Annotated in this window: 21 protein-coding genes; 11 read left to right on the top strand and 10 right to left on the bottom strand. The window is 69.8% G+C overall.

Features of this window, described 5'->3' with window-relative positions; all coding sequences use genetic code 11:
• Window positions 1-129: 129 nt before the first annotated feature.
• Complete coding sequence (locus tag ACAM51_RS23035; RefSeq protein WP_369641957.1) at window positions 130-1428, bottom strand: phosphatidylserine/phosphatidylglycerophosphate/cardiolipin synthase family protein; 1299 nt, start codon at window positions 1426-1428, stop codon at window positions 130-132.
• A gap of 148 nt (window positions 1429-1576) precedes the next feature.
• Between ACAM51_RS23035 and ACAM51_RS23030 the strand changes: the two genes are divergently transcribed.
• A complete protein-coding gene (locus tag ACAM51_RS23030) occupies window positions 1577-2503 on the top strand; it encodes a peptidoglycan DD-metalloendopeptidase family protein (protein ID WP_369641956.1) in 927 nt (308 codons plus the stop codon).
• Window positions 2504-2577: 74 nt separating this feature from the next.
• Window positions 2578-3114 carry a pseudouridine synthase gene (locus ACAM51_RS23025; protein WP_218340719.1) on the top strand — a complete coding sequence of 179 codons (537 nt, stop codon included), beginning with the start codon at window positions 2578-2580 and terminating at the stop codon, window positions 3112-3114.
• A 10-nt stretch (window positions 3115-3124) separates the two neighbouring features.
• Here the strand turns inward: ACAM51_RS23025 and ACAM51_RS23020 are convergent, their stop codons facing one another.
• Both ACAM51_RS23020 and gstA read right to left on the bottom strand, forming a co-directional pair.
• Window positions 3125-3838 carry a glutathione S-transferase family protein gene (locus ACAM51_RS23020; RefSeq protein WP_369641955.1) on the bottom strand — a complete coding sequence of 238 codons (714 nt, stop codon included), beginning with the start codon at window positions 3836-3838 and terminating at the stop codon, window positions 3125-3127.
• Window positions 3835-4443 carry a glutathione transferase GstA gene (gene gstA / locus ACAM51_RS23015; RefSeq protein WP_369641954.1) on the bottom strand — a complete coding sequence of 203 codons (609 nt, stop codon included), beginning with the start codon at window positions 4441-4443 and terminating at the stop codon, window positions 3835-3837. The genes ACAM51_RS23020 and gstA overlap by 4 nt, the downstream gene beginning before the upstream one ends.
• A 118-nt stretch (window positions 4444-4561) precedes the next feature.
• On the opposite strand from gstA, the gene ACAM51_RS23010 reads away from it, so the two are divergent.
• The 4 genes from ACAM51_RS23010 to ACAM51_RS22995 all read left to right on the top strand — a co-directional run bounded on the left by ACAM51_RS23010 (window position 4562) and on the right by ACAM51_RS22995 (window position 7471).
• Window positions 4562-5452, top strand: coding sequence for a LysR family transcriptional regulator (locus tag ACAM51_RS23010; protein WP_369641953.1), 891 nt, complete (start codon window positions 4562-4564; stop codon window positions 5450-5452).
• Between the two features lie 188 nt (window positions 5453-5640).
• Complete coding sequence (locus ACAM51_RS23005; protein WP_218293992.1) at window positions 5641-6051, top strand: PaaI family thioesterase; 411 nt, start codon at window positions 5641-5643, stop codon at window positions 6049-6051.
• 203 nt (window positions 6052-6254) lie between these two features.
• Window positions 6255-7067 (top strand): IclR family transcriptional regulator, encoded by an 813-nt coding sequence (locus ACAM51_RS23000; RefSeq protein WP_369641952.1) that lies wholly within the window; start codon window positions 6255-6257, stop codon window positions 7065-7067.
• A 2-nt stretch (window positions 7068-7069) separates the two neighbouring features.
• On the top strand, window positions 7070-7471 hold the full coding sequence (locus ACAM51_RS22995; RefSeq protein ID WP_218340714.1) for a hypothetical protein: 402 nt from the start codon (window positions 7070-7072) through the stop codon (window positions 7469-7471).
• A gap of 13 nt (window positions 7472-7484) precedes the next feature.
• Here the strand turns inward: ACAM51_RS22995 and ACAM51_RS22990 are convergent, their stop codons facing one another.
• The 4 genes from ACAM51_RS22990 to ACAM51_RS22975 form a co-directional block, all read right to left on the bottom strand.
• Window positions 7485-8465: a Bug family tripartite tricarboxylate transporter substrate binding protein gene (locus ACAM51_RS22990; protein ID WP_369641951.1), complete on the bottom strand. Its 981-nt coding sequence runs from the start codon at window positions 8463-8465 to the stop codon at window positions 7485-7487.
• A gap of 32 nt (window positions 8466-8497) precedes the next feature.
• Window positions 8498-9700, bottom strand: a complete 1203-nt coding sequence (locus tag ACAM51_RS22985) for a CaiB/BaiF CoA transferase family protein (protein ID WP_369641950.1) — start codon at window positions 9698-9700, stop codon at window positions 8498-8500.
• A gap of 8 nt (window positions 9701-9708) precedes the next feature.
• Entirely contained in the window at window positions 9709-10848 is a 1140-nt protein-coding gene (locus tag ACAM51_RS22980) for a MaoC family dehydratase N-terminal domain-containing protein (protein WP_369643872.1), read from the bottom strand.
• A gap of 96 nt (window positions 10849-10944) precedes the next feature.
• A complete protein-coding gene (locus ACAM51_RS22975) occupies window positions 10945-12495 on the bottom strand; it encodes an acyl-CoA synthetase (protein WP_369641949.1) in 1551 nt (516 codons plus the stop codon).
• Window positions 12496-12745: 250 nt separating this feature from the next.
• Here ACAM51_RS22975 and ACAM51_RS22970 point away from each other — a divergent pair, with 250 nt between their 5' ends.
• Window positions 12746-13288, top strand: coding sequence for a dihydrofolate reductase family protein (locus ACAM51_RS22970; RefSeq protein WP_218293987.1), 543 nt, complete (start codon window positions 12746-12748; stop codon window positions 13286-13288).
• Window positions 13289-13368: 80 nt separating this feature from the next.
• On the opposite strand, the gene ACAM51_RS22965 is transcribed toward ACAM51_RS22970, so the two are convergent.
• Window positions 13369-13806, bottom strand: a complete 438-nt coding sequence (locus tag ACAM51_RS22965) for an Lrp/AsnC family transcriptional regulator (protein ID WP_218293986.1) — start codon at window positions 13804-13806, stop codon at window positions 13369-13371.
• A gap of 131 nt (window positions 13807-13937) precedes the next feature.
• Between ACAM51_RS22965 and ACAM51_RS22960 the strand changes: the two genes are divergently transcribed.
• Window positions 13938-14477, top strand: a complete 540-nt coding sequence (locus ACAM51_RS22960) for an RBBP9/YdeN family alpha/beta hydrolase (RefSeq protein WP_369641948.1) — start codon at window positions 13938-13940, stop codon at window positions 14475-14477.
• A gap of 48 nt (window positions 14478-14525) precedes the next feature.
• On the opposite strand, the gene ACAM51_RS22955 is transcribed toward ACAM51_RS22960, so the two are convergent.
• Window positions 14526-15032, bottom strand: coding sequence for a DUF2242 domain-containing protein (locus ACAM51_RS22955; protein WP_255591418.1), 507 nt, complete (start codon window positions 15030-15032; stop codon window positions 14526-14528).
• A 392-nt stretch (window positions 15033-15424) separates the two neighbouring features.
• Window positions 15425-17461: a tail fiber domain-containing protein gene (locus tag ACAM51_RS22950; RefSeq protein ID WP_369641947.1), complete on the bottom strand. Its 2037-nt coding sequence runs from the start codon at window positions 17459-17461 to the stop codon at window positions 15425-15427.
• 485 nt (window positions 17462-17946) lie between these two features.
• Here ACAM51_RS22950 and ACAM51_RS22945 point away from each other — a divergent pair, with 485 nt between their 5' ends.
• The 3 genes from ACAM51_RS22945 to ACAM51_RS22935 all read left to right on the top strand — a co-directional run bounded on the left by ACAM51_RS22945 (window position 17947) and on the right by ACAM51_RS22935 (window position 21596).
• Window positions 17947-18381, top strand: a complete 435-nt coding sequence (locus tag ACAM51_RS22945) for a thermonuclease family protein (RefSeq protein WP_369641946.1) — start codon at window positions 17947-17949, stop codon at window positions 18379-18381.
• Between the two features lie 206 nt (window positions 18382-18587).
• The gene (locus ACAM51_RS22940; protein ID WP_369641945.1) at window positions 18588-19871 is read left to right on the top strand and encodes an MFS transporter; all 1284 of its coding nucleotides are present in this window, start codon (window positions 18588-18590) and stop codon (window positions 19869-19871) included.
• A 138-nt stretch (window positions 19872-20009) separates the two neighbouring features.
• The gene (locus tag ACAM51_RS22935; RefSeq protein WP_369641944.1) at window positions 20010-21596 is read left to right on the top strand and encodes a DUF1800 domain-containing protein; all 1587 of its coding nucleotides are present in this window, start codon (window positions 20010-20012) and stop codon (window positions 21594-21596) included.
• The last annotated feature ends 2 nt before the right edge of the window (window positions 21597-21598 follow it).

The raw sequence follows: 21598 nt of genomic DNA, 5'->3' as shown, positions 1-21598 counted from the left end.
GGTGGGACAGGGGGCAATGCCGGCGTGGGGCGCCCCCGCCCACCCCGCATCCAAAGCAGAAAACTACACTTTTGATAGCAGGCGGCGCTTTCACCAGGAGCGCTGGCGCCCTATTTCATTCAAGCACCGTTACAGCTGCGAGCGCAGCCAGCCCGTCAGTTTCTCGTGCGCCTTCTCCCGCAGCGGGCGGTCCCGCCAGGCCTCGTACGTCACGCGGCGTGACCGCCGGATGTCGTCTTCAAACACCGCTGTCTGGCGCCTGGCGAATGCCGTGTCGTACACGTTGAGGTTGGCCTCGTCGTTCAGGCGGAACGAGCGGTTGTCGAAATTGGTGGAGCCCACCGACACCAGCAGCTGGTCCACGATCATGACCTTGCAGTGGTACATGGTGGGCGTGTACTCATAGATCTCGGCCCCGGCCTGCAGCAGCTCGCCCCAGGTGGCGCGGGATGCGGCTTTCACCGTCTCGGTGTCGGTGTGTTCGCCGGGGGTGACCAGGCGCACGCGCACGCCGCGCGCCAGGGCGTCCATCAGCAACTTGTGGGTCAGTTCATCGGGCACGAAGTACGCCACCGACAGGTCGATGCTGCGCTCGGCCGCCGTGATGGCCAGGTGGTACATGAGCTGCATGCTCTCGCTGCCGCTCGAAGGCGAGCTGGAGAACATCTGCGCCTTTTGCGTGCCCGCCGGCGCGATGGCCGGGAAGTACGCCTCGCCATGCAGCACCTTGCCGGTGACCTTGAGCCAGTTGTCCAGAAATGTGGCCTGCATCTGCGCCACGGCGGGGCCGCGCACCAGGTAGTGCGAGTCGCGCCAGTGCTCCGGGTCTTGCGCGTGGCCCGTCCACTCGGGCGCGATGCCCACGCCGCCGGTGAACGCCACCTGCCCGTCCGCCACCAGCAGCTTGCGGTGGGTGCGGTTGTTCAGGCGCGCCAGGTTGTACCAGTGGGGCTTGTGGAACTTCTCGATCTGCACGCCCGCCTCCTTCATCTCGGCCAGGTAGCTCTCTTCCATCTTGGCGCTGCCCACCCAGTCGAGCAGCACATGCACCGGCACGCCGGCGCGGGCGCGCTCGCTCAGGGCGTCGGCAAACTGCTTGCCGATGTCGCCCGACCAGTAGATGTACGTCTCGAACGTGACGCTTTTTTGCGCCGCCTGGATGGCCGCCAGCATGGGCGGGAAGATCTGGTCGCCGTTGAGCAGCTCGGTCACCGCATTGCCGCCCACGATGCCCGGGCCCAGCAGGCTGCCCAGCGCGCGTTCGAACTGCGGGTGGGCGGTGCTGTACAGGCGCGGCAGTTGTTGCTGCACCTTCTTCTCGCCGGCCGTGAAGTTGAGCGCCAGCAACACCAGCGCGCCCGTGGCCAGGGCCGTGAGAAAAACCGTGAGCAGGGTGGAAGGGCGGCGGCGGTGGGCGGCTTTCGGCATGGCGCGATGGTAGGTGGCGGCCCGGCGGCGCAATGTAGGCGGACGCCGCCAACACCGGGGGCACAATCGCTGGTGCGGGTCGCGACAGCGGCCGCATCGCACCGTCTCCCCAAAAACACACCACTGCGCTTTTTATCCCTGCCCTGCCGTGTCTGAATCTGCCCGCCCTGCCCTCGTCCACCCCGCCCTCCCCATCAACCGTCGCAGCGCCCTGGTGGGCGCGGCGGGTCTTCTGGCGCAGCCCGCCATGCTGGGGCTGCTGCACGCCAAGCCCTTGCCACCCGCGCCCACCGTATGGCCCCAGGCGCTGCAGGTGCCGGGGGGCGTGGCGCGGCTGTCGCTCGGGCCCGCGGCCACGCGGCCGGTGGCGCAGGTGCGCCAGGGCGATGTGGATGTGCCGCTGCGGGTGGTGGGCGATGCCATCGAATGGACCGCCCTCGTGGGCATCCCGCTGGCCGCCGCGCCCGGCGATGCGTTCATCACCGTGCTGGCCGAAGGCGGCGGCAGCCCGCGGCTGGTGCACTACACCGTGGCGCACAAGCAGTACAAGGAGCAGCACCTGCAGGTGTCGCCGCGCACGGTGGACCTCTCGCCCGAGGACCAGGCGCGCTACGAGCGCGAGCGCGAGCACCAAGCCCAGGTGATGGCCACCTTCACCGAGCAACCCGCGGGCCAGACGCCGGCATCGCTGCGCATGCGCGTGCCGGTGCCGGGGCGGCGCTCCAGCTCGTTCGGGCTGCGGCGCGTGTTCAACGGCCAGCCGCGCAACCCGCACAGCGGCATGGACATCGCCGCGCCCACGGGCACGCCCATCGTGGCGCCGCTGCCGGGCCGGGTGATCGACGTGGGCGACTACTTCTTCAGCGGCGGCACGGTGTGGCTCGACCACGGCCGGGGCCTGCTCACCGTGTACGCCCACCTCAGCAGCAAGGATGTGCGCGTGGGCGACGTGGTGAACGCGGGCGACGCGTTCTGCAAGGTGGGCGCCACCGGCCGCGTGACCGGCCCGCACCTGCACTGGGGCGTGATGCTCAACCGCACCATGGTGGACCCGGCGCTGTTCGTCCCCGTATAGCTATTATTTTGATAGCTTATTGCGCTTGATGGACAAGCGCCAGCGGCCAATTTCATTCAAACACAATTCCCCGCATGACCTCGCGCCTGATCCGCTTCAACAAACCCTATGGCGTGCTGAGCCAGTTCACCGCCGAAGGCAAGTGGCAGGGCCTGAAGGACTACATCGACCTGCCCGGCGTGTATGTGGCGGGGCGGCTGGACGCCGACAGCGAAGGGCTGCTGCTGCTGACCAACGACGGGCCGTTGCAGGCCCGCATTGCCGACCCGCGCTTCAAGATGGAGAAGACCTACTGGGTGCAGGTGGAAGGCATCCCAGGCGAAGCCGCGCTGGCCGCGCTGCGCAGCGGCGTGGTGCTGAACGACGGCCCCACCCTGCCCGCCCGCGCGCGCCTGCTGGAGCCCGCGCCTGCCGTGTGGGCGCGCAACCCGCCCATCCGCGAGCGCAAGGCCATCCCCACCGCGTGGATCGAACTCGTCATCCGCGAGGGCCGCAACCGCCAGGTGCGGCGCATGACGGCCGCCGTGGGCCACCCCACGCTGCGGCTCATCCGCGCGGCCATCGGGCCCTACACGCTCGACGGGCTGGCGCCGGGCACCTGGGCCGATTGAATCGAGGCAGCTACGCCGCCACCGCGTCCATGCGGCGCGACAGTGCCGAGCCGCGCGCCCGCAGGAACACGCGCAGCCCTCCGGCATAGTCCGCACTGACGGCCTGCTGCACCGAGGCGCGCGCGGCCAGCGCCGTGCGCCAGCGCAGCACACGTGGCAAGCCTTGCCAGAGACCCAGGCCGTCCACGCCCGGCAACGTGTCGATGACGTCGAAGTACCGGAACACGGGGCCGAACACCACATCCACCATGCCGAAATCCGGCCCCGCAAAGTACGGCCCCGCGCCGCTGAACGCACCCAGCGCTTCTTCGAGCTGCACGAAGCGGCCGCGCAGCTCCTGCGCGCGGGCCCGCAGCGCGGCTTCATCCGGCGCGGCGTAAAAAGCGCCGATGGTGTTGAGCACCGTGGAGCCAAACTCCATCCACGCACGGTGGCGGGCGCGCTGCAGCGGGTCTTGCGGGTGCAGTGTGGGCATGGCGACCTCGTCCAGGTACTCGCAGATCACCGCCGACTCGAACAGGCTCTGGCCGCGCACCTGCAATACCGGCGTCTTGCCCAGCGGCGAGAGGGCCAGGAACCAGCCGGGCTTGTGGGCGAGATCGATGGTGCGGCGCTCGAACGCCAGGCCCTTCTCGCGCAGCACGATGGCCACGCGCTGCACATACGGGCACAGCGCGTGCGAGACCAGCGTGAGAGCGGGCGCGCCAGCCGCTGCTGCGCTCACGGTGCCAGCCCCTCGGCGCGCAGCGCGGCCTGCACCTGCGGGCGGGCCGCCACGCGTGCCATCCAGGCCTGCAGATGCGGGTAGGCCGTGAGCGGCATGCCCAGCAGGTGGGCCCAGTTGACGATGGTGAAGCCATACGCATCGGCCACGCTGTACGCGCCCGCCAGGAAGTCGCTGCGCGAGAGCACGGCATCCAGCTCCGCAAAACGCGCGGCCAGCTTGGCCTTGGCCGCCTGCCGCGTGGACTCGGCCGTTTCCTTGTGCCACAGCCAGGGGCTGAAGCCCTTGTGCAGCTCGGTGCTGACGAAGGTGAGCCACTCCAGCACGGCCAGGCGCTCGCGCGAGCCGGGCTTGCCGATCAGCGCCTGCGCCGGGTCCAGGTCGGCCACGTACTGCAGCAGCGCCGCGCCTTCGGTGTGGCGCGACTGGTCGTCCAGCTCCAGCAAGGGCACATAGCCGCGCGGGGAGATGTCGAGGTAGCTGGCACCCGTCTCGGTGGTGTGGTGCGCCAGGTCCACCTTGGTCAGGTCGAAGGGGACGCCGACCTCGCGCAGCGCAATGTGGACGGCGAGCGAGCAGGCGCCGGGGGCGTAGTAGAGCTTCATGGCAGTGGCGGGCTTTCTGTGCAAAAAAAGGGGTTGGGAGCATCGCCGCTGTACACAGCGGTGGCACGGGCGACAGACAGAATTTATGATTGCATTTGCGCAAACAAAATACGCATCCATGAAAACATCCATTGCACTAGCGCAATACCGCCTGGGCGCCGCCGAGCTCGAGGTGCTGCTGGCCATGGTGCGCACCGGCACGCTGGCGGCGGCCGGTGAGCGGCTGGGCGTGGATGCGTCCACCGTGTTCCGCGCCATCCAGCGCATCGAGCGCGGGCTGGGCCAGCCGCTGTTCGAGCGCTCGCGCGCGGGCTACCGCGCCTCGGAGCTGGCCCAGGCCCTGGCCGAGCAGGCCGAGCGCGTGGAAGCCGCGCTGGAGGCCGCCCGCACCGCCACGCAGGCGCAGCCCGAGCAGGTCTCGGGCACGGTGCGCATCTCCACCACCGACACCATCCTGCAGGGCCTCATCGCCCCCGCCCTGCAGGTGCTGCAGCCCCGTCACCCGGCCCTGGTGTACGAGCTGCATGCAGGTAATGAACTGGTGAGCCTCACGCGGCGCGACACCGACATCGCCGTGCGCGCCACCAGGCGCCCGCCGCAACATCTGGTGGGCCGGCAGCTGGGCATGATCCGTTCGGCGCTGTACACCGCAGCCTCGAACCCGCTGGCACTGTCCGACGTGGAGGCGGGCCGCGCGGCCTGGGTCGCGCCCGACGACTCCATGCCCGGCCACCCCTCGGTGCGCTGGCGCAAGAAGCAGTACCCCAGGGCGCAACCCACCTACCGCGTCAACAGCCTGCTCACCGTGATGGAACTGGTGGCCCGGGGCGCGGGCGTGGGCGTGTTGCCCACCTTCCTGGCCCAGGGCCGCGGCGACCTGCGCCCGCTCACCGGCTCGCTGCCCGAGTGCGACAACGGGCTGTGGCTGCTCACGCACCCCGAGTCGCGCCACCTGCGGCGCATCGCGGCGGTGTACGGGCACCTGGCGGACACGGTGCAGCTGCCCTGAGGGACTCCGGCGGTTCCTGCGGCCCGGCCCATTCCACCAGCCGGCTCCAGGGCTTATGGCCCGGCCTGCGGATGGGCACGCAGGCCGGGCAGCTTCATGCCCAAGGCATTTTGTACTAATACAATTATTTTTCAAAAGTACAATTTACATCCAACACCTGCCCTGCAGACAGGTGCGAGGAGTTCACATTGCCCGATACCCTCTCTCCCCCAGGCACGGGCTGGAAGGCGCGCAGCCTGGCCGGCTTCATCCAGCACGCGGGGCCGCTGTGGGCCCAGCGGGAAGACCATGGCTGGGCCTATGGCTTCGCGGTCGGACCGCAGCACCTCAACCCCGCGGGGGCGGCCCACGGCGGCGCGCTGATGACCCTGATGGACCACGCCCTCAGCGCCGTGGCCTGGGAAGCCTGCGGCCGCAGCCCCTGCGTCACGCTGCAGCTCGATTCCCATTTCGTGAGCCCGGTGCGGCCCGGCCAGTTCGTCGAGGCGCGGGCCGAGGTGATTGAGCGCACCGGCAGCCTGGTCTTCATGCGCGGCGAGCTGCGCGCGGGCGCGAGCCTGGTGCTGACGGCCCATGCGCTCATGAAAGCCATGAAATGAAGCCGGCCAGCCCCGCACCGGCATCTGCCCGCCGCCACGCCGCGGCCGAAATTTCTTTGTACCCCGACAAGGAGCGCGCCCTGGACATTCCCGCCCACCACAGCCTGATGGCTCTCTTCGGCGCCCGGCCGCACCACGGCGCTGCAGCCGACGCGGCGACAAATGGGTTTACGCTTGCCGGTTTGAAGCTCCAGAACCCGCCCATGGCCTCCCGTTCCAAGCCCGCCCCGCCCCCCGCCGACACCAAGCCGACCAAAGGCGTGCGCGTGCGGCCCGTGCCCGCCGTGACACGCTCCATCGCCATCCTGCGGCTGCTGGGCGAGCACAAGCAGCCGCTCACGCTGAAGACGGTGGCCGAAGCCTTGCACCTGGTGCCCAGCACCTGCCTGCACATCCTGCGGGTGCTGGTGGCCGAAGACCTGGTCACGCTCGACCCGTCGACCAAGCGCTACGCGCTGGGCACCGGCATGATCAGCCTGGCCCGCAGCGTGCTGGAGGGCGGCGGCTTCACGCAGCTGGTGCAGCCGGTGCTCGACCGCCTGGCCGCGCAGTTCGGCGTAACGGCCATGGGGGTGGAGATCACATCGCGCCAGACGGTGATGGTGCTGGCGCTGTCCCGCTCCAGCCAGCCGTTTCGGGTGCACACCGATGTGGGCAGCCAGTTCGAGACGCTGGTCAGCGCCACGGGGCGGCTGATCGCGGCCTACAGCGGCGAAAGCTGGCCCGCGCTCAAGGAGAAATTCGCCCGGGTGGTGTGGGACAAGGCCCCCACGTACACCACCTGGAAGAAGGAGGTCGAGCTCACGCGGTCCCGGGGCTGGAGCCTGGACCGCGACAACTTCATGGCCGGCATCACGGTCGTGGCCGTGCCCGTCTTCGCGCCGGGCGGACGGCTGGTCCATACCCTGGTGGTGGTCGGGCTCAGCAGCCAGATGGGTGCCGCCGTGGTGCAGCAGCTGGCCCAGGTCATGCAGCGGGAGGCGGCCGAGCTGTCTCGCCTGCTGGGCGGGAGCTGACCATGCCGGCGCCCGGTACCGCGGCGGCACAGACCCTGCTCAAGACCATCACCATGCCCGCGGACATCGATGCCAGCGGCCAGGTGCCCACGGGCTGGCTGCTGGCCACCATGGACCTCGCGGGGGCCGTGCTGCCGGGGCAGCATTTTGGAGCGCCGGTCGAGCTGGTGGGGCTGTCCGACGTCACGCTGCTGGCCCGGCCCCGGCTGGGCCAATGTGTGACGTTCACGGGCCGCCTGGTGTCCAGCAGCGGCGAGGATGCGTGTGTGGCCATCGAGGCCTGGTGCGAGGAGCGCGGCCAGACGGGGGGCACCCCGCTGATGCGCGCCCAATTGCGCTATGTGCCCGCCACCATCGAAGTGCCCGGGAATCTCTTCCCGGGCACGTTCCAGGCGGGCTCCTGAGCGGAGCCTTGCGTCAGTCCGCGCGGATGCCCGCGGCCTTGATGATGGGCGCCCAGCGCTGGCGCTCCTTCCTGGCGAACTCGATCAGGGCCGCGGCCGTTCCCCCCGCGGGCTCGAAGCCCAGTTCCAGCAGGCGCTGGCGCACTTCGGGCCGGGCCAGCACCTTGTTGACCGCCGCATTGAGAACACCGGTCACCGCCGCCGGCGTGCCCCTGGGCGCATACAGCGCGTTCCACGCCACGAACTCGAAACCCGGATGGCCCTGCTCCGCGATGGGCTTCACGCCGGGCGCCAGATTGCTGGCGGTTGCCGACGTGACGCCAATGGCACGCAGCTTGCCGGCCGCGATGTGGGGCCGCAGCGCCAGGGGCGTGTCGATGACCGCCGGCAGCTGGCCACCCAGCACATCGGTCACCGCGTTGCCCGAGCCTTTGTAGGGCACGCCGAACAGCAGTGCCGACGAGCGCTCCTTCAGGAACTCGACCACCAGGCGCGCCGAGGTGCTGGGCATCGCGATGTCGGCCGAGCGGGGGGCGCGTTTCACGGATTCGAGCAGTTCCGCCACGGAATGGTGGGGGGCATTGGCCCCCACCGCCAGCACCATGGGAAACGTGCCCACCATGGCGATGGGTTCGAAATCCTTCTCGGGGTCGAACGCCAGCTTCGCATAGAGAAACTGGTTGAGCACATGGGTGGCGTTGGTGCCCATGGTCAGGGTGTAGCCGTCGCCTGGGGCCTGGGCCGCGAGCTCGGTGCCCAGGTTGCCACCGGCACCGGCCTTGTTCTCGACGACGATGGGCTGGCCCAGTTCCCGGCCGAGCTGCTCGCCCAAAAATCGGGTGGCCACATCGGTGCCCTGCCCCGCGGCATAGGCCACGATGATGCGGATGGGCTTGGTGGGATAGCTGGGGTGCTGGGCCTGGGCCTGCGCATGGGCAGCGGGCATCGCCCACAGCAAACTGGCAGCGGTCATGATGGCAGCGAAGGTTCGCATGCTTGTCTCCTTTATTTTTTGTGCTCTGCAGATCAGAGAGGGCGGGTGCGCGCGACACCCCGGGTATACAGGTCCCGCCTCTGGGCGTCATTGAATCCGAGATCGGCCAGCACCTCGTCGGCATGCTGGCTGAAAGCCGGGGGCGGCGCTCCCGGCAGGGCCGGGGTGCCGTACAGCCGCGCCGGGCCACGCAGCGCCGTGAACGCGCCCTGCCGGATGACCATCTCGCGGTGCGCGCAGTGCGCCTGGGCCAACGCCTGCGGCACGTCGTTCACCACCCCGGCGGGCACCCCCACACGCATCAGCGCCTCGCACAGCGGCTCGCAGTCTTGCGTGGCAATCGCGGACTCGATGATGTCCTTGAGCGCCTGGCGGTGCGCGATGCGGTCTGCGTTGGCGTGGAACCGGGGATCCTCGGGCAGGCCCGGGCAACCGATGTGCTGGCTGAAACGGCGGAATTGACCATCGTTGAGGATACCGATGAACACATGCCCGTCGCGCGCCCTGAACTTGTCGTACGGGGCGATGTTGGGGTGCGCGCTGCCCAGCAGGCCCGGGGCCTTCTTCGACGCGAACCAGTTCGATGCATGCGGCAGCAGCAGGCTCAGCGCCGTGTCGTAGAGCGTGGCCTCCACCCGCTGCCCGGCACCGCTTTTGTGCCGGCTGCACAGGGCCATGAGGATGCCGGTGAGCGCCACATAGCCCGTCAGATGGTCCACGATGGGAATGCCCATGCGCGTGGCGCCCGTGGCCGATTCGCCGTTGATGCTCATCAGGCCGCACTGCGCCTGCAGCACCGCGTCGTAGCCCGGCAGGCCGCCCAGCGGCCCGTCGCGGCCAAAGCCCGAGATGGCGCAGTAGATGAGGCGCGGGTAGCGTTCGGCCAGCACGTCTTCGTAGCCCAGGCCCCATTTCTCCATGGTGCCGGGCAGGAAGTTCTCCACCAGCACATCGGCATCCCGCAGCAGGCGGTGCAGCACCTCGTGCGCGTCGGGCTGGCTCAGGTCCAGGCTGATGGCCCTCTTGCCCCGGTTCAGCGCGGCGAAGTACGCGGAGTGGCCCATGTCGTCGTATGGCGGTCCGAGGTGCCGGGTCTCGTCGCCCCCTGGCGGCTCGATCTTGACCACCTGGGCGCCATTGTCGGCGAGCATCTGGGTGCATAGGGGGCCTGCGAGCACGCGGGTGAGGTCCACCACCCGCAGGCCTTCCAGCGCCGGGGCGCTGAAGCTTGTCATGCTGCTATTCACCCGCGGCGGGGCAACACCACCACGCCACCGCCAAGCACCGACAGCTCGCCGTCCTGGTTGTGCGCCTCCTGTGCGATCTCGATCAGGTGCTTGCCGCCCTCCTCGAACTTGCGCGTGACCTTGCCCTTGATGAAGAGCATGTCGCCCTCGGGGTTGTGGCGGCGGATCTTGCAGCTGGCCTTGTGCAGGAAACCCGTGTCGCCCATCCAGTTGGTGAGGTGGTGCGTGAGCCACGAGGTGCGCTCGGGGCCGTAGTCGTACGCGCCGGGCGCGCCCACTTCGAGCGCGAAGTCTTCTTCCCAGTGCACGCGCTCGGGCACGTCCGGGATGCCGAAGCGGTTCTTGATGCCCACGCCCGGGTGCGCGTCGATCAGCTTCCAGGCCAGCTTGTTGGCGCGGATGTACAGGCCGCCCCAGCCCTGCGCGTAGGCGATGAAGCCGGTCACGGTCATCGGCCCCTTGAACATGGTGGGCAGCTCGTCGCCCACGTTCACGTCGTCCCAGTAGCGGGGCGTGGCGCCGCGCACTTCCTCGTTGCGGTAGAGCTTGTAGGCCTCGTTCAACTCTTCGTCGGTGTACTGGCGCGGGCCGCGTTCGCGCACGTTCTGGTATTTGCTGCCCTGCTCCCGCGCATGGTCGCGCTCGGTGCGAAAGCACCAGCTGTCGGCCTCGGCCACCTTGTCGCCGTCCTGGTTGAAGAAGTCCACATGGTAGATCTGCTGGATGGCCCGGCCGGCAAAACGCGTCTGGTGCTCGATCAGGTCCTTGAGCGAGGCCTCGGTCGAGATCACGTCGTTGCGGCGCACGGGCTTGTGCCAGGTCCAGTCCGCACCCGACCACATGGCGTGCACGCCCGGCAGGCCGCCCACATAGCCCGACACGATGCGGCTGGTGGCGAACAGGAAGCTGGGCAGCGCGACGATGCCGCCGTAGTGGCTCCTGGCCGCGTAGTCGGGGTCGCACCACAGGGGGTTGTCGTCGCCGATGCCGTGCGCGTAGTGGCGGATGTTGTCGCGCGTGGCCTCGTGGCACCAGGGCTCGGCGGTCTGGCCGATCTTGATGCCGATGCGCTCGCGCAGTTCATCGAGGCCGCTGTCGGTGATCTTGGGAAAGCTGCGCTGCGGGGTGGTGGCAATGGACATGGGTGGAGTCTCCTTGGGGTGGTGGTGGTGAATGAATGGATGGATGGACGGACAGACGGAGGGAAGAAGGGACCGCGGGTGGCGGGGTGCTCAGGCGCAGGCCACCGCTTCGCGCTCCCGCAAGACCTTGCGGTGCACCTTGCCGGCGGGGGTCTTGGGCAGCTCCGCCACGAACGCGATGTGGCGCGGGTATTCGTGCTGGCTGAGCTTGGTCCTGACAAGGTTCTGGATCTCGTCGATGAAGCCCTCGCTGCGCTCGCGGCCTGACACGACGAAGGCCTTGACGACCTGCCCGCGCAGTGCGTCGGGCACGCCGATCACGGCAGCTTCGAGCACGTCCTCGTGCATAAGGATGACGTTCTCGATCTCCACCGCGCTCATGGTCCAGCCCGCGGAAATGATCACGTCGTCGGCACGGCCGCCGTGGAAGAAATAGCCGTCCTCGTCGGTGCGGCCCAGGTCCTTGGTGGGTATCCACTGGCCGCGCCGCAAGACCATGAGCTGCCCCGTGGTGCCCGGCGGGCAGATGTGCCCCTGCGCGTCGTGCACCTCGACCCGGGTGCCGGGCACGGCCTTGCCGAGCGAGCCGCGCTTGACCGGGAAGTCGCTGGCGCCGGGGTAGCTCACCAGCACCACGCCGATCTCGGTCGTGCCGTACATGCTGCACACCTCCAGGCCAAAGCGCTCGTGCACGAAGTCGGCCGTGTCGTCGTCGATGGGCTCGCCGGTGAACGACAGCTTCGTGAAGTGATAGGCGTGGTCACCCGCCTTGCCGCAGTTCTTCATCATGCGGTAGTGCGTGGCGGCGGCCGACATGTTGTTGAAGCGGTGGGCCGACAGCGCCTGCAGCAGCCGCTCGGCGTTGAACCGGCCGCTGTAGCTGCCGATCGTCAGGCCCAGCGCCAGCGGCGCCAGCGTGCCATGCCACAGGCCGTGCCCCCAGGCGGGGGACGACGGGCACATGAAGCGGTCGCCGGGGCGCAGCCCCGTGCCGTACAGCGCGGCCACCATCAGCGTGACCAGCGCCTTGTGGGTGTGCTTCACGGCCTCGGGCAGCTCCCGCGTGGTGCCGGACGTGTACTGGAACACGGCCAGGTCGTCGGCCCGCGACGTGCTGGCGTAGGTGGCAGGCAGCGCCAGCAGCTGCTGCCACAGCGCGTCATCGAAGACCTCGAACGCGGTGGTGCCCAGGCCCTCGACGACCCCGCGCTTTTCCTCGTTGGTAATGAGCAGGCTCGGCTTGCAGTCGCCCACCCGCAGGCGCACGCCGTCGGGGCCGAACAGCGTGAACAGCGGCACGGCGATGGCGCCCCGCTTTATCACGCCGAACATCGCCGTGTAGAACGCCCGCGAGGGCTCCAGCATGATCGCCACACGGTCGCCGCGCTGCACGCCGCGGCCTTCGAGGAAGTGTGCGAAACGGGCCGAATCCCGCGAGAGTTCGTCGAAGGTGATGGTTTCGTCCACGCCATCGGCGCGGCAGACGATCACCGCATCGCGGCCCGCACCGGCATGGCGGTCCACGCACTCATGGGCGATGTTGAACGCAGTGCGGTCCCCATCGAAAAGATCCCACAGGCGCTCGGTCGCGAAGTGGCTCTGGGCATCGGCGTAGCTGGCGTAGTCGGTCAGGCGTTTCATGGCTGCATGGGCTCTGTGTGTCGGTGCATGCAGTCTCGATTCTTCGACATTAATTGTCAAATACGACTATCAATTGTCTCAATACAATTTCTAAAAATTCACTCCATCGGCTCCTCGCGCTATTCGCGTGCCCGCGCGAACGGGGTTTCAAGGGCCCCGCGAGGCCGCGCGCAACGCACCATTGCTGCCAGTACGCTGTCACCAGCGCGCACTACAGTGCAGGGCCACCCACCGACCGGAAGGAATCCGCGTGACCACCCAGTTCTATGGCGCCTCCAGCCTCGACGGCTTCCTCGCCACGCCCGACCACGACCTCGGCTGGCTGCTGCAGTTTGGCGAGATCGAGGGCTCCAGCTACCCCGCTTTCATCCGCGATGTGGGCGCGCTGGCCATGGGCTCGCACACCTACGAATGGATGCTCAGAAATGCCATCGACGCGGGCCAGCCCTGGCCCTACCCGCAGCCCACGTGGGTGTTCAGTTCGCGCAGGCTGCGCGCGATTCCCGGTGCCGACGTGCGCTTTGTGCAGGGCGACGTGCGGCCCGTGCACCAGGCCATGGCGCGGGCCGCAGCAGGGCGCAATGTGTGGATCGTGGGTGGCGGCGAACTCGTGGGGCAGTTCCATGACGCGGGCCTGCTGGACGAGCTGATCGTGCAGATCGCACCGGTCACGCTGGGCGCGGGCGCGCCGCTGTTTCCGCGGTCCATCGTGCAGCCCACGCTGCGCCTGAAGTCCGTGACCACGCTGGGCGGCATCTTCGCGGAGCTGCGCTACGAGGTGCCGCGGCCGTAGAGGCAAGATTTGCTATATTTTATATAGCAACCTAGATTGATACTGAAAGCGCCGCAAGCCGTCCCGTCTTGCACGTCCCCTCACGCCAGCGGCACCGCCTTGTGCACGGGATGGGACAGCACCAGCGATGTGGACACGCTGCCATGGGCCGCCAGCGCATCGACCACGCGCTCCAGGTCGGCGGGCTGGCCGAAGGCGCAACGCACCACGAAGCAGTCCTCGCCCGTCACGCGCACGGCATCCAGCACTTCGGGCATGGACTGGAACAGCTGCACGTAGCGCTTGATGTGCTCGTGCGTGGTGCGCACCCGCACCACGGCCTGCAGGCCCAGGCCCACGGCGGCCAGGTCGATGCGCGCCGCGTAGCCCGAGATCACCCCCGCGTCCTCGAGCTTCTTCACGCGCTCGCTCATCGCCGGCTGCGACAGGCCGATCTTCTTGCCCAGCGCCGACAGGCTCTGCCGCGCATCGTCCTGCAGGGCCATGAGGATCTGCCGGTCTTTCTTGTCCAGTTCCACGGGGATGGTTCCTTTGCGATGCTTTCAAGGTTTGGGGGCGCGCTTTCCGATGAAGCCCGCTGGCCGCGGCGGCATGATTTTCCTATCGTCGGGGGGCAGTGATGGATCTGCTTTCACGACAAGGAACACCAATGGCGACGCGACCTGTTTTGCTCATTCCCGGCATCCACAACTCCGGCCCCGGGCATTGGCAGTCATTGTGGCAAACCCGGCACGCGGACGTGGCGCGCGTGGAGCAGGCGGACTGGGATCACCCCGTGTGCGACGCGTGGGTACAGGCGCTCGACGACGCCATCGCGGCGGCGGCGCAGCCCCCCATCCTGGTCGCCCACAGCCTGGGCTGCCTGGTGGCGGTGCACTGGGCCGCACGCCACCACCGGCCGCTGCACGCCCTGCTGCTGGTGGCCGTGCCCGACCCCGAGGGCCCGGCGTTTCCCGCCGATGCCCGGGGCTTCTTCCCGCTGCCCGCCGCGCTGCCGACAATGCACAGGCTCATGCTGATGAGCAGTACCAGCGATCCCTACTCCACCCCCGGTTTTTCGGCGCGGTGCGCGGGCGCGTGGAACGCCGAACACGTGGTGCTGGGCGCGCTCGGCCATGTGAATGCCGACAGCGGCCTGGGCGACTGGCCCGCGGGATGGGAGCAGGTGGCGCGCTGGCGCGGGCAGTGAGGCCGCCGCCCGGCTTCGCCGGGCCCCGCGCGCATCCCGCAAGGGGCCTCAGCCTCCGGCCGCCTGGGCCTGGTCGATCGCCAGGTACCGTTTGACGAGGTCAAAGAAGCTCTCGTAGAACGTGTCCTTGGAGATGGTCTCGCTCCCCACCTTGACCAGCGATTCGCTGCTGGCGGAAAACGGCAGCGAGACCGAGCCGATGGCGCCCACGCCCACGCTGGCGGAGTTGTTGGTCTTGCGCAGCGCATAGGTGTCCTGCAGCGCGGTCACGAACCCCAGGCTCACCTTGCCATCGCTGGCCTCCGGCAGGCACACCACGCGCACCACCATCTGCAGGTGCGACTCGGCCTCCGGCTGGAAGCTCTTCTTGCCTTCCACCAGCTCCGTCTGGTGGGTGGAGATGATGTAGCCCTGGCTCAGCAGCGCGCGGCGCGAGGCCTCGCAGGTCTGCTGCGGGGTGGCATCGAACAGGCGCGAGTAGGTGGCCACCGATCCGAAGTTCTCCGGCACGGCGAAGGTCTTGGCACCCGTGGCCGAGCAACCTGGCAAGGCCAGCGCCGCGGCTCCTGCCGCCAGGGCCGCCACGAAAGTCCGGGCGCGGCGCAGAGCCGGCGCCCCGCCGGGAAATCCGCGGGAGGAAGGCGCGCCCAGGGCGCCTGGATCAATGGGGGTGGTCGAAGGAAAGCTCAAACCGGCACTCCTTTTGTGTCATGGATCATCATCGGCCGCGCCTGCCCGCAAGCGGGCGCCAGCCCAAGAAGTGGTGTGACGGGCCAGGCCGCCCGCAGTTCCCTTGCGCGAGGCAACGGGGTCGCCGGCGGCGGCCCATTGCGATGGCTTCGCAGTATGGCCCGCATGGCGGGGTGGCGATGTCAGCGGGCAGCCCGTTCCCCCGCACACAAGGTATCAAATTGCTGCGCCCTGGTCCGCACCGCTGCGCCCGCGCCTCAGGGCCTGGCCTGGGAGAGAAGCTTTTCCAGCCGCTGCAGGCGCTGGGCCATGGCGGCCAGTGCCTCCTCCTTGGCCTGCAGGTCCTTCTGGAGCGCATCGATCCTTTGCTGCTGCGCCACCGTGCGCTTGTCCAGCGCCTGGACACCCGCCAGCGCCACGCCGTCAGGATCGATGGTGGCAATTTTCGTATCGCTGTCCCCCAGGCGGAAAGCGGCGGAAAAATCCTGCGCCATGGGCCCCATGTGGCGCACCGCAAGGCCTTCTGTCTTGTAGTTCCAGGTGGTCACCGGCACCGCGCGCAGGCGCCGCAACACGTCTTCACCATCGACCGCCGCAAAGTTCTCCTTGAGATTGCGGTCGGAGACGGAGGACCACGAGCCGCCCCCCGCGCCCACCGTGACCCCGGCCGCCAGGCCCGCGTCGGTGTAGATCGTGAAGCCGCCCGAGGACCGGAAGATGGCCTGGTTCGTGCCCGACGGGGTGATCGCGGTATCGCTGGAGCGGTCGGTCCACACAAAGCTGCCGTAGAAATTGGACCCGCCGGTGGACAGATAGCTCATGCGCAGGCCGGTGGTGGCCGCGGCATTCGTATACAGGTTCACGCCGCCCGCGGCCCGCACATTGAAGGAATTGTTCACCCCCGCGCGGAAGTAGGTTTCTGGCGAGCAGGACACGCCGCCGTCGCAGAAGGTGGAAAACGAACGGTCGGCAAAAACGAACGAGCCTTGCCGCGCGTTGGTATGCGCGCCCATCCCCAGCGCCACCGACGCGAAGCCGGAGGCGACGTTGTACAGCCCCATGGCCACGGAGTTGCCGTTGGAAGCCACCGTACCCTGCCCCACGGCGAAGCCATAGTCGCCCGAAGCCCTGGCGTTGTAGCCGAACGCCGTGGAATACATGCCGATGTTGGCGTCGTCCCACTGGGTGCCGTCGATCTGCCCGGCGCGCAGGGACGCTTTTTGCGGATACCACAGGAACCGCGTGCCCGGGCCTTCGGCCGGCGCGCCCCCCATGCCGTTGGAAAAGTCGCCCACCGACAGGATGGCGCCGTCGTTGTCCACACGCACACGCTCCTTGTCGTGGTTTTGTCCATCCAGGTACAGGCCGCTGGCAGACAGCGACAGCAGTGGCGTATTGCCGGCCGAACCCAGCGTGGCGGCACCGACCAGCTTGAGGTTGACGAGCGCGCTGGACGTGGTGGCAGCCTGCTGCACGGCGGGCGCGAACTGGACGGCCCCCGTTAGGTCGCCCGTGGCGCCAGTGGCCCCCGTCGCGCCGGTGGCCCCGGCCGGGCCCGTGGCTCCCGCGGGACCGGCCGCACCCGCTGGCCCGGCCGCGCCAGCCGCCCCTGCGACGCCGGCGGAGCCGGTGGCGCCCGTCGCTCCCGTGGCGCCAGCCGCGCCTGCCTGCGCCACCAGCGCCCAGACGGCGGGGCTCACGGAAGGGTCGGCGTTGATCGAGTCCGAAGCTGATACCTGCAGGTAGGTCGAGCCGCCCTGGCTGACCAGCGTGCCGGAGGCATAGGCCGTGGCCGCGGACCAGGCACCCATGTAGCTGCCCGCAAACGAGCCGGCCGCCCCGGGGGCCCCCGTCGCACCGGCGGGGCCTGCGGTGCCCGTGGTTCCTGCCGCGCCTGCGGGCCCCGTGGCCCCCACAGGCCCCTGAAGCCCCTGAGGCCCCGCACCGCCGGCGGCGCCGGTGGCCCCCGCGGGCCCCTGGGGTCCGGTCGGCCCCGTGGGGCCGGTGGCGCCCGTGGCCCCCACGGCCGAAGCCTGGCACGGACCGAGCACGCCGGCCGCTCCGTAGCACACCCGGTTGGCCACCGCCGGGGAAGCCCCGATCCCCGGTGCGGCGATGGCGCCGCCCTCATCCACGCGAAAGCGGATCTGCGTTCCGCTGGCGTCCTTGACGGCAAACCCCGAGCCCGCCGCCGGCCGGATCGTGACGTCCGCCGCCTGCGCGGCAGGGCCCCACATCGCGGCCGCAAGCAGGCTGAGGAACAACGGGCTGGCATGAACGCGCGGGGAGGACATGGTCGGAAGCTCTTTCTTCGGTGATTTCTTGCCTTGCGGAGACGGGGGATGGCGGCCGCGCGGGCACGCCACTACAGCGGGGCCGCACACCCCGCCTGGAGGGCGGCCGTGGCAGGCTTGCGCCCTCGCCCACCGGCCCGGCCGCGCAGGTGGGCGCTTGCATTCCGAATCACGGTCGCAGGCCCTGGCCCCATGGGTGAAACATTTTCTCACAATGACCACCCAAAACCCTGCCTGAACCCCGCCCCGGCGGTTCAACGGTGGCGCGTTGATGCGTGCCCGCCACAGCGGCCACCGGACGGGCAAAGACGACGCACACGCAGCCGCCACCGGAGTGGGAGCAGAGTGCCGGAAAGCTACACTATTGATAGCTAGAATCCATTGAATATCAAGCGCCACCCTCCAGTCCGTCCATCAAAGTGGCAGGAGGGTGCGCACCGCCGCCGCCCCCTCGGCCCGACCCGCTTCCCCGCTTCGCTCCATCCATGCCGCTCGCCACCCTTTTGTGCCTGGTCGTCGCCATCAGCGACGGCGACACCCTCACCGCGCGCTGCGGTACGCCCGGCGCCTACCGGCAGGTCAAGGTGCGCGTGGCCGCCATCGACGCACCCGAGTCGCGCCAGGCCTTCGGACAGAAGTCCCGCCAGAACCTGGCACGGCTGTGCTTCAGGCAGCGCGCCACCTTGCAGGCCGTGGACCGGGACAGCTATGGCCGCACGGTGGCCAATGTGCGCTGCGCAGGCACCGACGTGGCCACGGCCCAGGTGCGGGCTGGCCTGGCCTGGGTGTACACGCCCTACGCCGCCAGCCACCCGCACCTGGCGCCGCTGCAGCAGCAGGCGCGGGGCGGCGGCGCGGGCCTGTGGTCCCAGCGGCGCCCGCTGGCGCCCTGGGACTACCGGCACCGGCACGGCCGCTGAAGCCTTCCGCGCCCCCAGGGCAAGGTGCACGCTCGCCACGGCGGAGGATGCGGCGGCGCGGTCGGCCCAGCACGGCGCCACTTTGAGGGATTTGCGCGGCGCGGGCCCGGGCGGCGCCGCACAACCGGTAGCATCCAGGGTCCTTCGCACCAGGCCTGGCGGCGCATTGCACCGCACCGGGCCGATCCGTCACCCCTCCCCCGCCCATGTCCACCCCTGAGTCCACGCCCATGGCGCCCGCCGCCAGCGTCTACCGCCATTCCGGTTTTGTTTCCTTTCTGATCGCCCGCGTGGTGGCCGTCGTGGCCACGCAGGTGCAGGCCGTGGTGGTGGCCTGGCAGGTGTACGACCTCACGCGCGAGCCGCTGGCGCTGGCCTATGTGGGCCTGGCGCAGTTCCTGCCCATGCTGTGCCTGCTGCTGCCGGCGGGCGACCTGATCGACAGGTTCGAGCGCAAGCGCATCCTGGCCATCAGCTGGAGCGTGGGCGGGCTGTGCAGCGCCCTGCTGTGGTGGCTGTCGGGCCACGGGGCCAGCGGCGTGGCGGGCATCTATGCGGTGCTGGTGCTGTACGGCTGCTCGCGCGCGTTCTCGGGCCCGGCCATGCAGAGCCTGCTGCCGCAGATCGTGCCGCGCGGCCAGCTCGCGCAGGCCATCGCGGCCAACAGCATGCTCATGCGCGTGGCCAGCATCGGCGGGCCGCTGCTGGGCGGGCTGCTGTATGCGCTCGGCGGCGGCGAACTGACCTACGCCGTGTGCTGCGCCTGCTTCGGGCTGGGCGTGGCGCTGCTCCTGCGCGTGGTGGTGGCGCACGCCACGGCGCCCGGGCCCACGCAGGGGACGATGTTCGAACGCTTCGGGGCGGGCATCACCTTCATCCGCTCGCGGCCGATCATCCTGGGCACCATTTCGCTGGACCTGTTCGCGGTGCTGCTGGGCGGCGTGGTGGCCCTGCTGCCCATCTATGCACAGGAGGTGCTGCACGTGGGCCCCGCGGGCCTGGGGGCGCTGCGCAGCGCCATGGCCGTGGGCGAGGTCGGCGCGGGGCTGTACCTGAGCATGCGCCCCTTCAACCGCCATGTGGGACGCACCATGTTCATCGCCGTGGCGGTGTTTGGCACGGCCAACCTGGTGTTCGCGCTCTCCAGCTGGTTCTGGCTGTCGTTCGCGGCGCTGATGGTGGCCGGCGCGGCCGACATGGTGAGCGTGTACATCCGCGGCGCGCTGGTGCAGTTCTCCACGCCCGACACCATGCGCGGGCGGGTGAACGCGGTGAACATGCTGTTCATCGGCTCGTCCAACGAACTGGGCGAGTTCCGCGCCGGCACCAGCGCGTCGTGGCTGGGCGTGGTGCCGGCGGCCGTGGTGGGCGGCCTGTGCACGCTGGGCGTGGTGGGCGGCTGGATGCTGGCGTTCAAGACGCTGCGCACGGTGGACCGCTTCGAGGAAGCCGCGCAGGCCACCGGCGCTGCGCCCGCGGGCGCGCGGTAGCAGGCGGGCGGAAACCAATCGACACATCCTCCGGGCCGTTTGTGTCGCGCAGGTAAAACCCGCCGCGCAGGCTTGCGCGGCGGTGCGGGGCGGCGCACCATGCGCCCACTTGCACTTGGCCTGCCGCCCAACCTCTTCATGACCTCGCCACCACGCCCCGCCCCCTTGCGCCGCCGCACCGTGCTCGCGGGCTTGCTGGGCGCGGCGGCCGGGGCGCTCCCCGGCCTGGCTTGCGCGACGGGGATGGAGGCATGGAGCACCGCCGACGAGCCCACCCTGGCCCGCCTGCTGGACCGCATCACCTGGGGCTGCACCGCCCAGGGCGCGAAGGCGCTGGCCCCCCAGGGCGCGCAGGCCTGTCTGGCCGCCCAGCTGCGCCCCCCGCCCGCCGCGCTGCCGCGCGAAGCCCAGGCCCACATCGACGCGATGACCATCTCCCGCGTGCCCGCCGAGGCGCTGGCCCTGGAAATGGACGCACGCCACCGCGCCGCCAAGGCCCTGCCCACCGAAGACGCGCGCAAGGCCGCGCTCAAGGCCTGGCAGCAGGACATGCGCGCCCTGCAGCAGGAGGCGGCCGAGCGTTTCGTGCTGCGCGCGCTGTACACGCCCGCGCAGCTGCGCGAGAAGATGACCTGGTTCTGGATGAACCACTTCAACGTGTTCGCGGGCAAGGGCAGCCTGCGCGCGCTGGTGGGCGACTACGAGGAGCATGCCGTGCGCCCCCATGCGCTGGGCCGCTTTCGCGACCTGCTGGGCGCCACCGCGCGCCACCCGGCCATGCTGCGCTACCTGGACAACGCGCAGAACGCAGCCGGCCGCATCAACGAAAACTATGCGCGCGAGCTGATGGAGCTGCACACGCTGGGCGTGGACGGCGGCTACAGCCAGCAGGACGTGCAGCAGCTGGCGCGCGTGCTGACCGGCGTGGGCGTATCGCTGCGCCCGCCCGGCGAAGAGCCGCCGCGCATGAAGCCCGCACTGCGCCGCCATTACGTGCGCCAGGGGCTGTTTGAGTTCAACCCCCAGCGCCACGACTGGGACCCCAAGACGCTGCTGGGCCAGCCCTTGCGCGCCGAAGGCCTGGCCGAGGTGGACGAAGCGCTGGACCGCCTGGCCCGCGCTCCCGCGACCGCGCGCTTCGTCACGCGCAAGATCGCGCTCTTTCTGGTGGGCGACAACCCGCCGCCCGCGCTTTTGCAGACGCTGGCCCGCACCTTCGAACGCACCGATGGCGACATCGCCGCCGTGCTGGAAGCACTCTTCAACGCCCCCGGATTTCGCGCATCGCTGGGCCAGCGTTTCCGCGACCCGGTGCACTACGTGCTGGCCGCCCTGCGCCTGGCGCATGGCGACGCCGTGCTGCCCGGCGCGGAGCCCGCGCTCGCCTGGCTGCAGCGCCTGGCCGAGCCCCTGTACGGCCGCGCCACGCCCGACGGCTACCCGCTCGATGCGGCCGCGTGGTCGGGCTCCGGGCAGATGTCCACGCGTTTCGAGATCGCCCGGGCCATCGGCGCCGGGGCCGCCACGGCCCCCGCCCCGCGCGAGGACGGGATGGCCGGGCCAGCGGCACCGCAGCGCACACCCCCGCCGCTGGCGCAAAGCGCCTACGTGCGCGCCCTGCAGCCCGCCTGGTCCACCGCCACGCGCAACGCGCTGGCCCAGGCGGCGTCGCCGCGCGAATGGAACCTGCTGTTCCTCGCATCACCCGAATTCATGCATGGATGAGG

Origin of the sequence: Acidovorax sp. A79 (genome assembly GCF_041154505.1) — a bacterium.
Taxonomy (GTDB): domain Bacteria; phylum Pseudomonadota; class Gammaproteobacteria; order Burkholderiales; family Burkholderiaceae_C; genus Acidovorax.
This window is presented reverse-complemented; position numbering and strand designations above follow the sequence as displayed.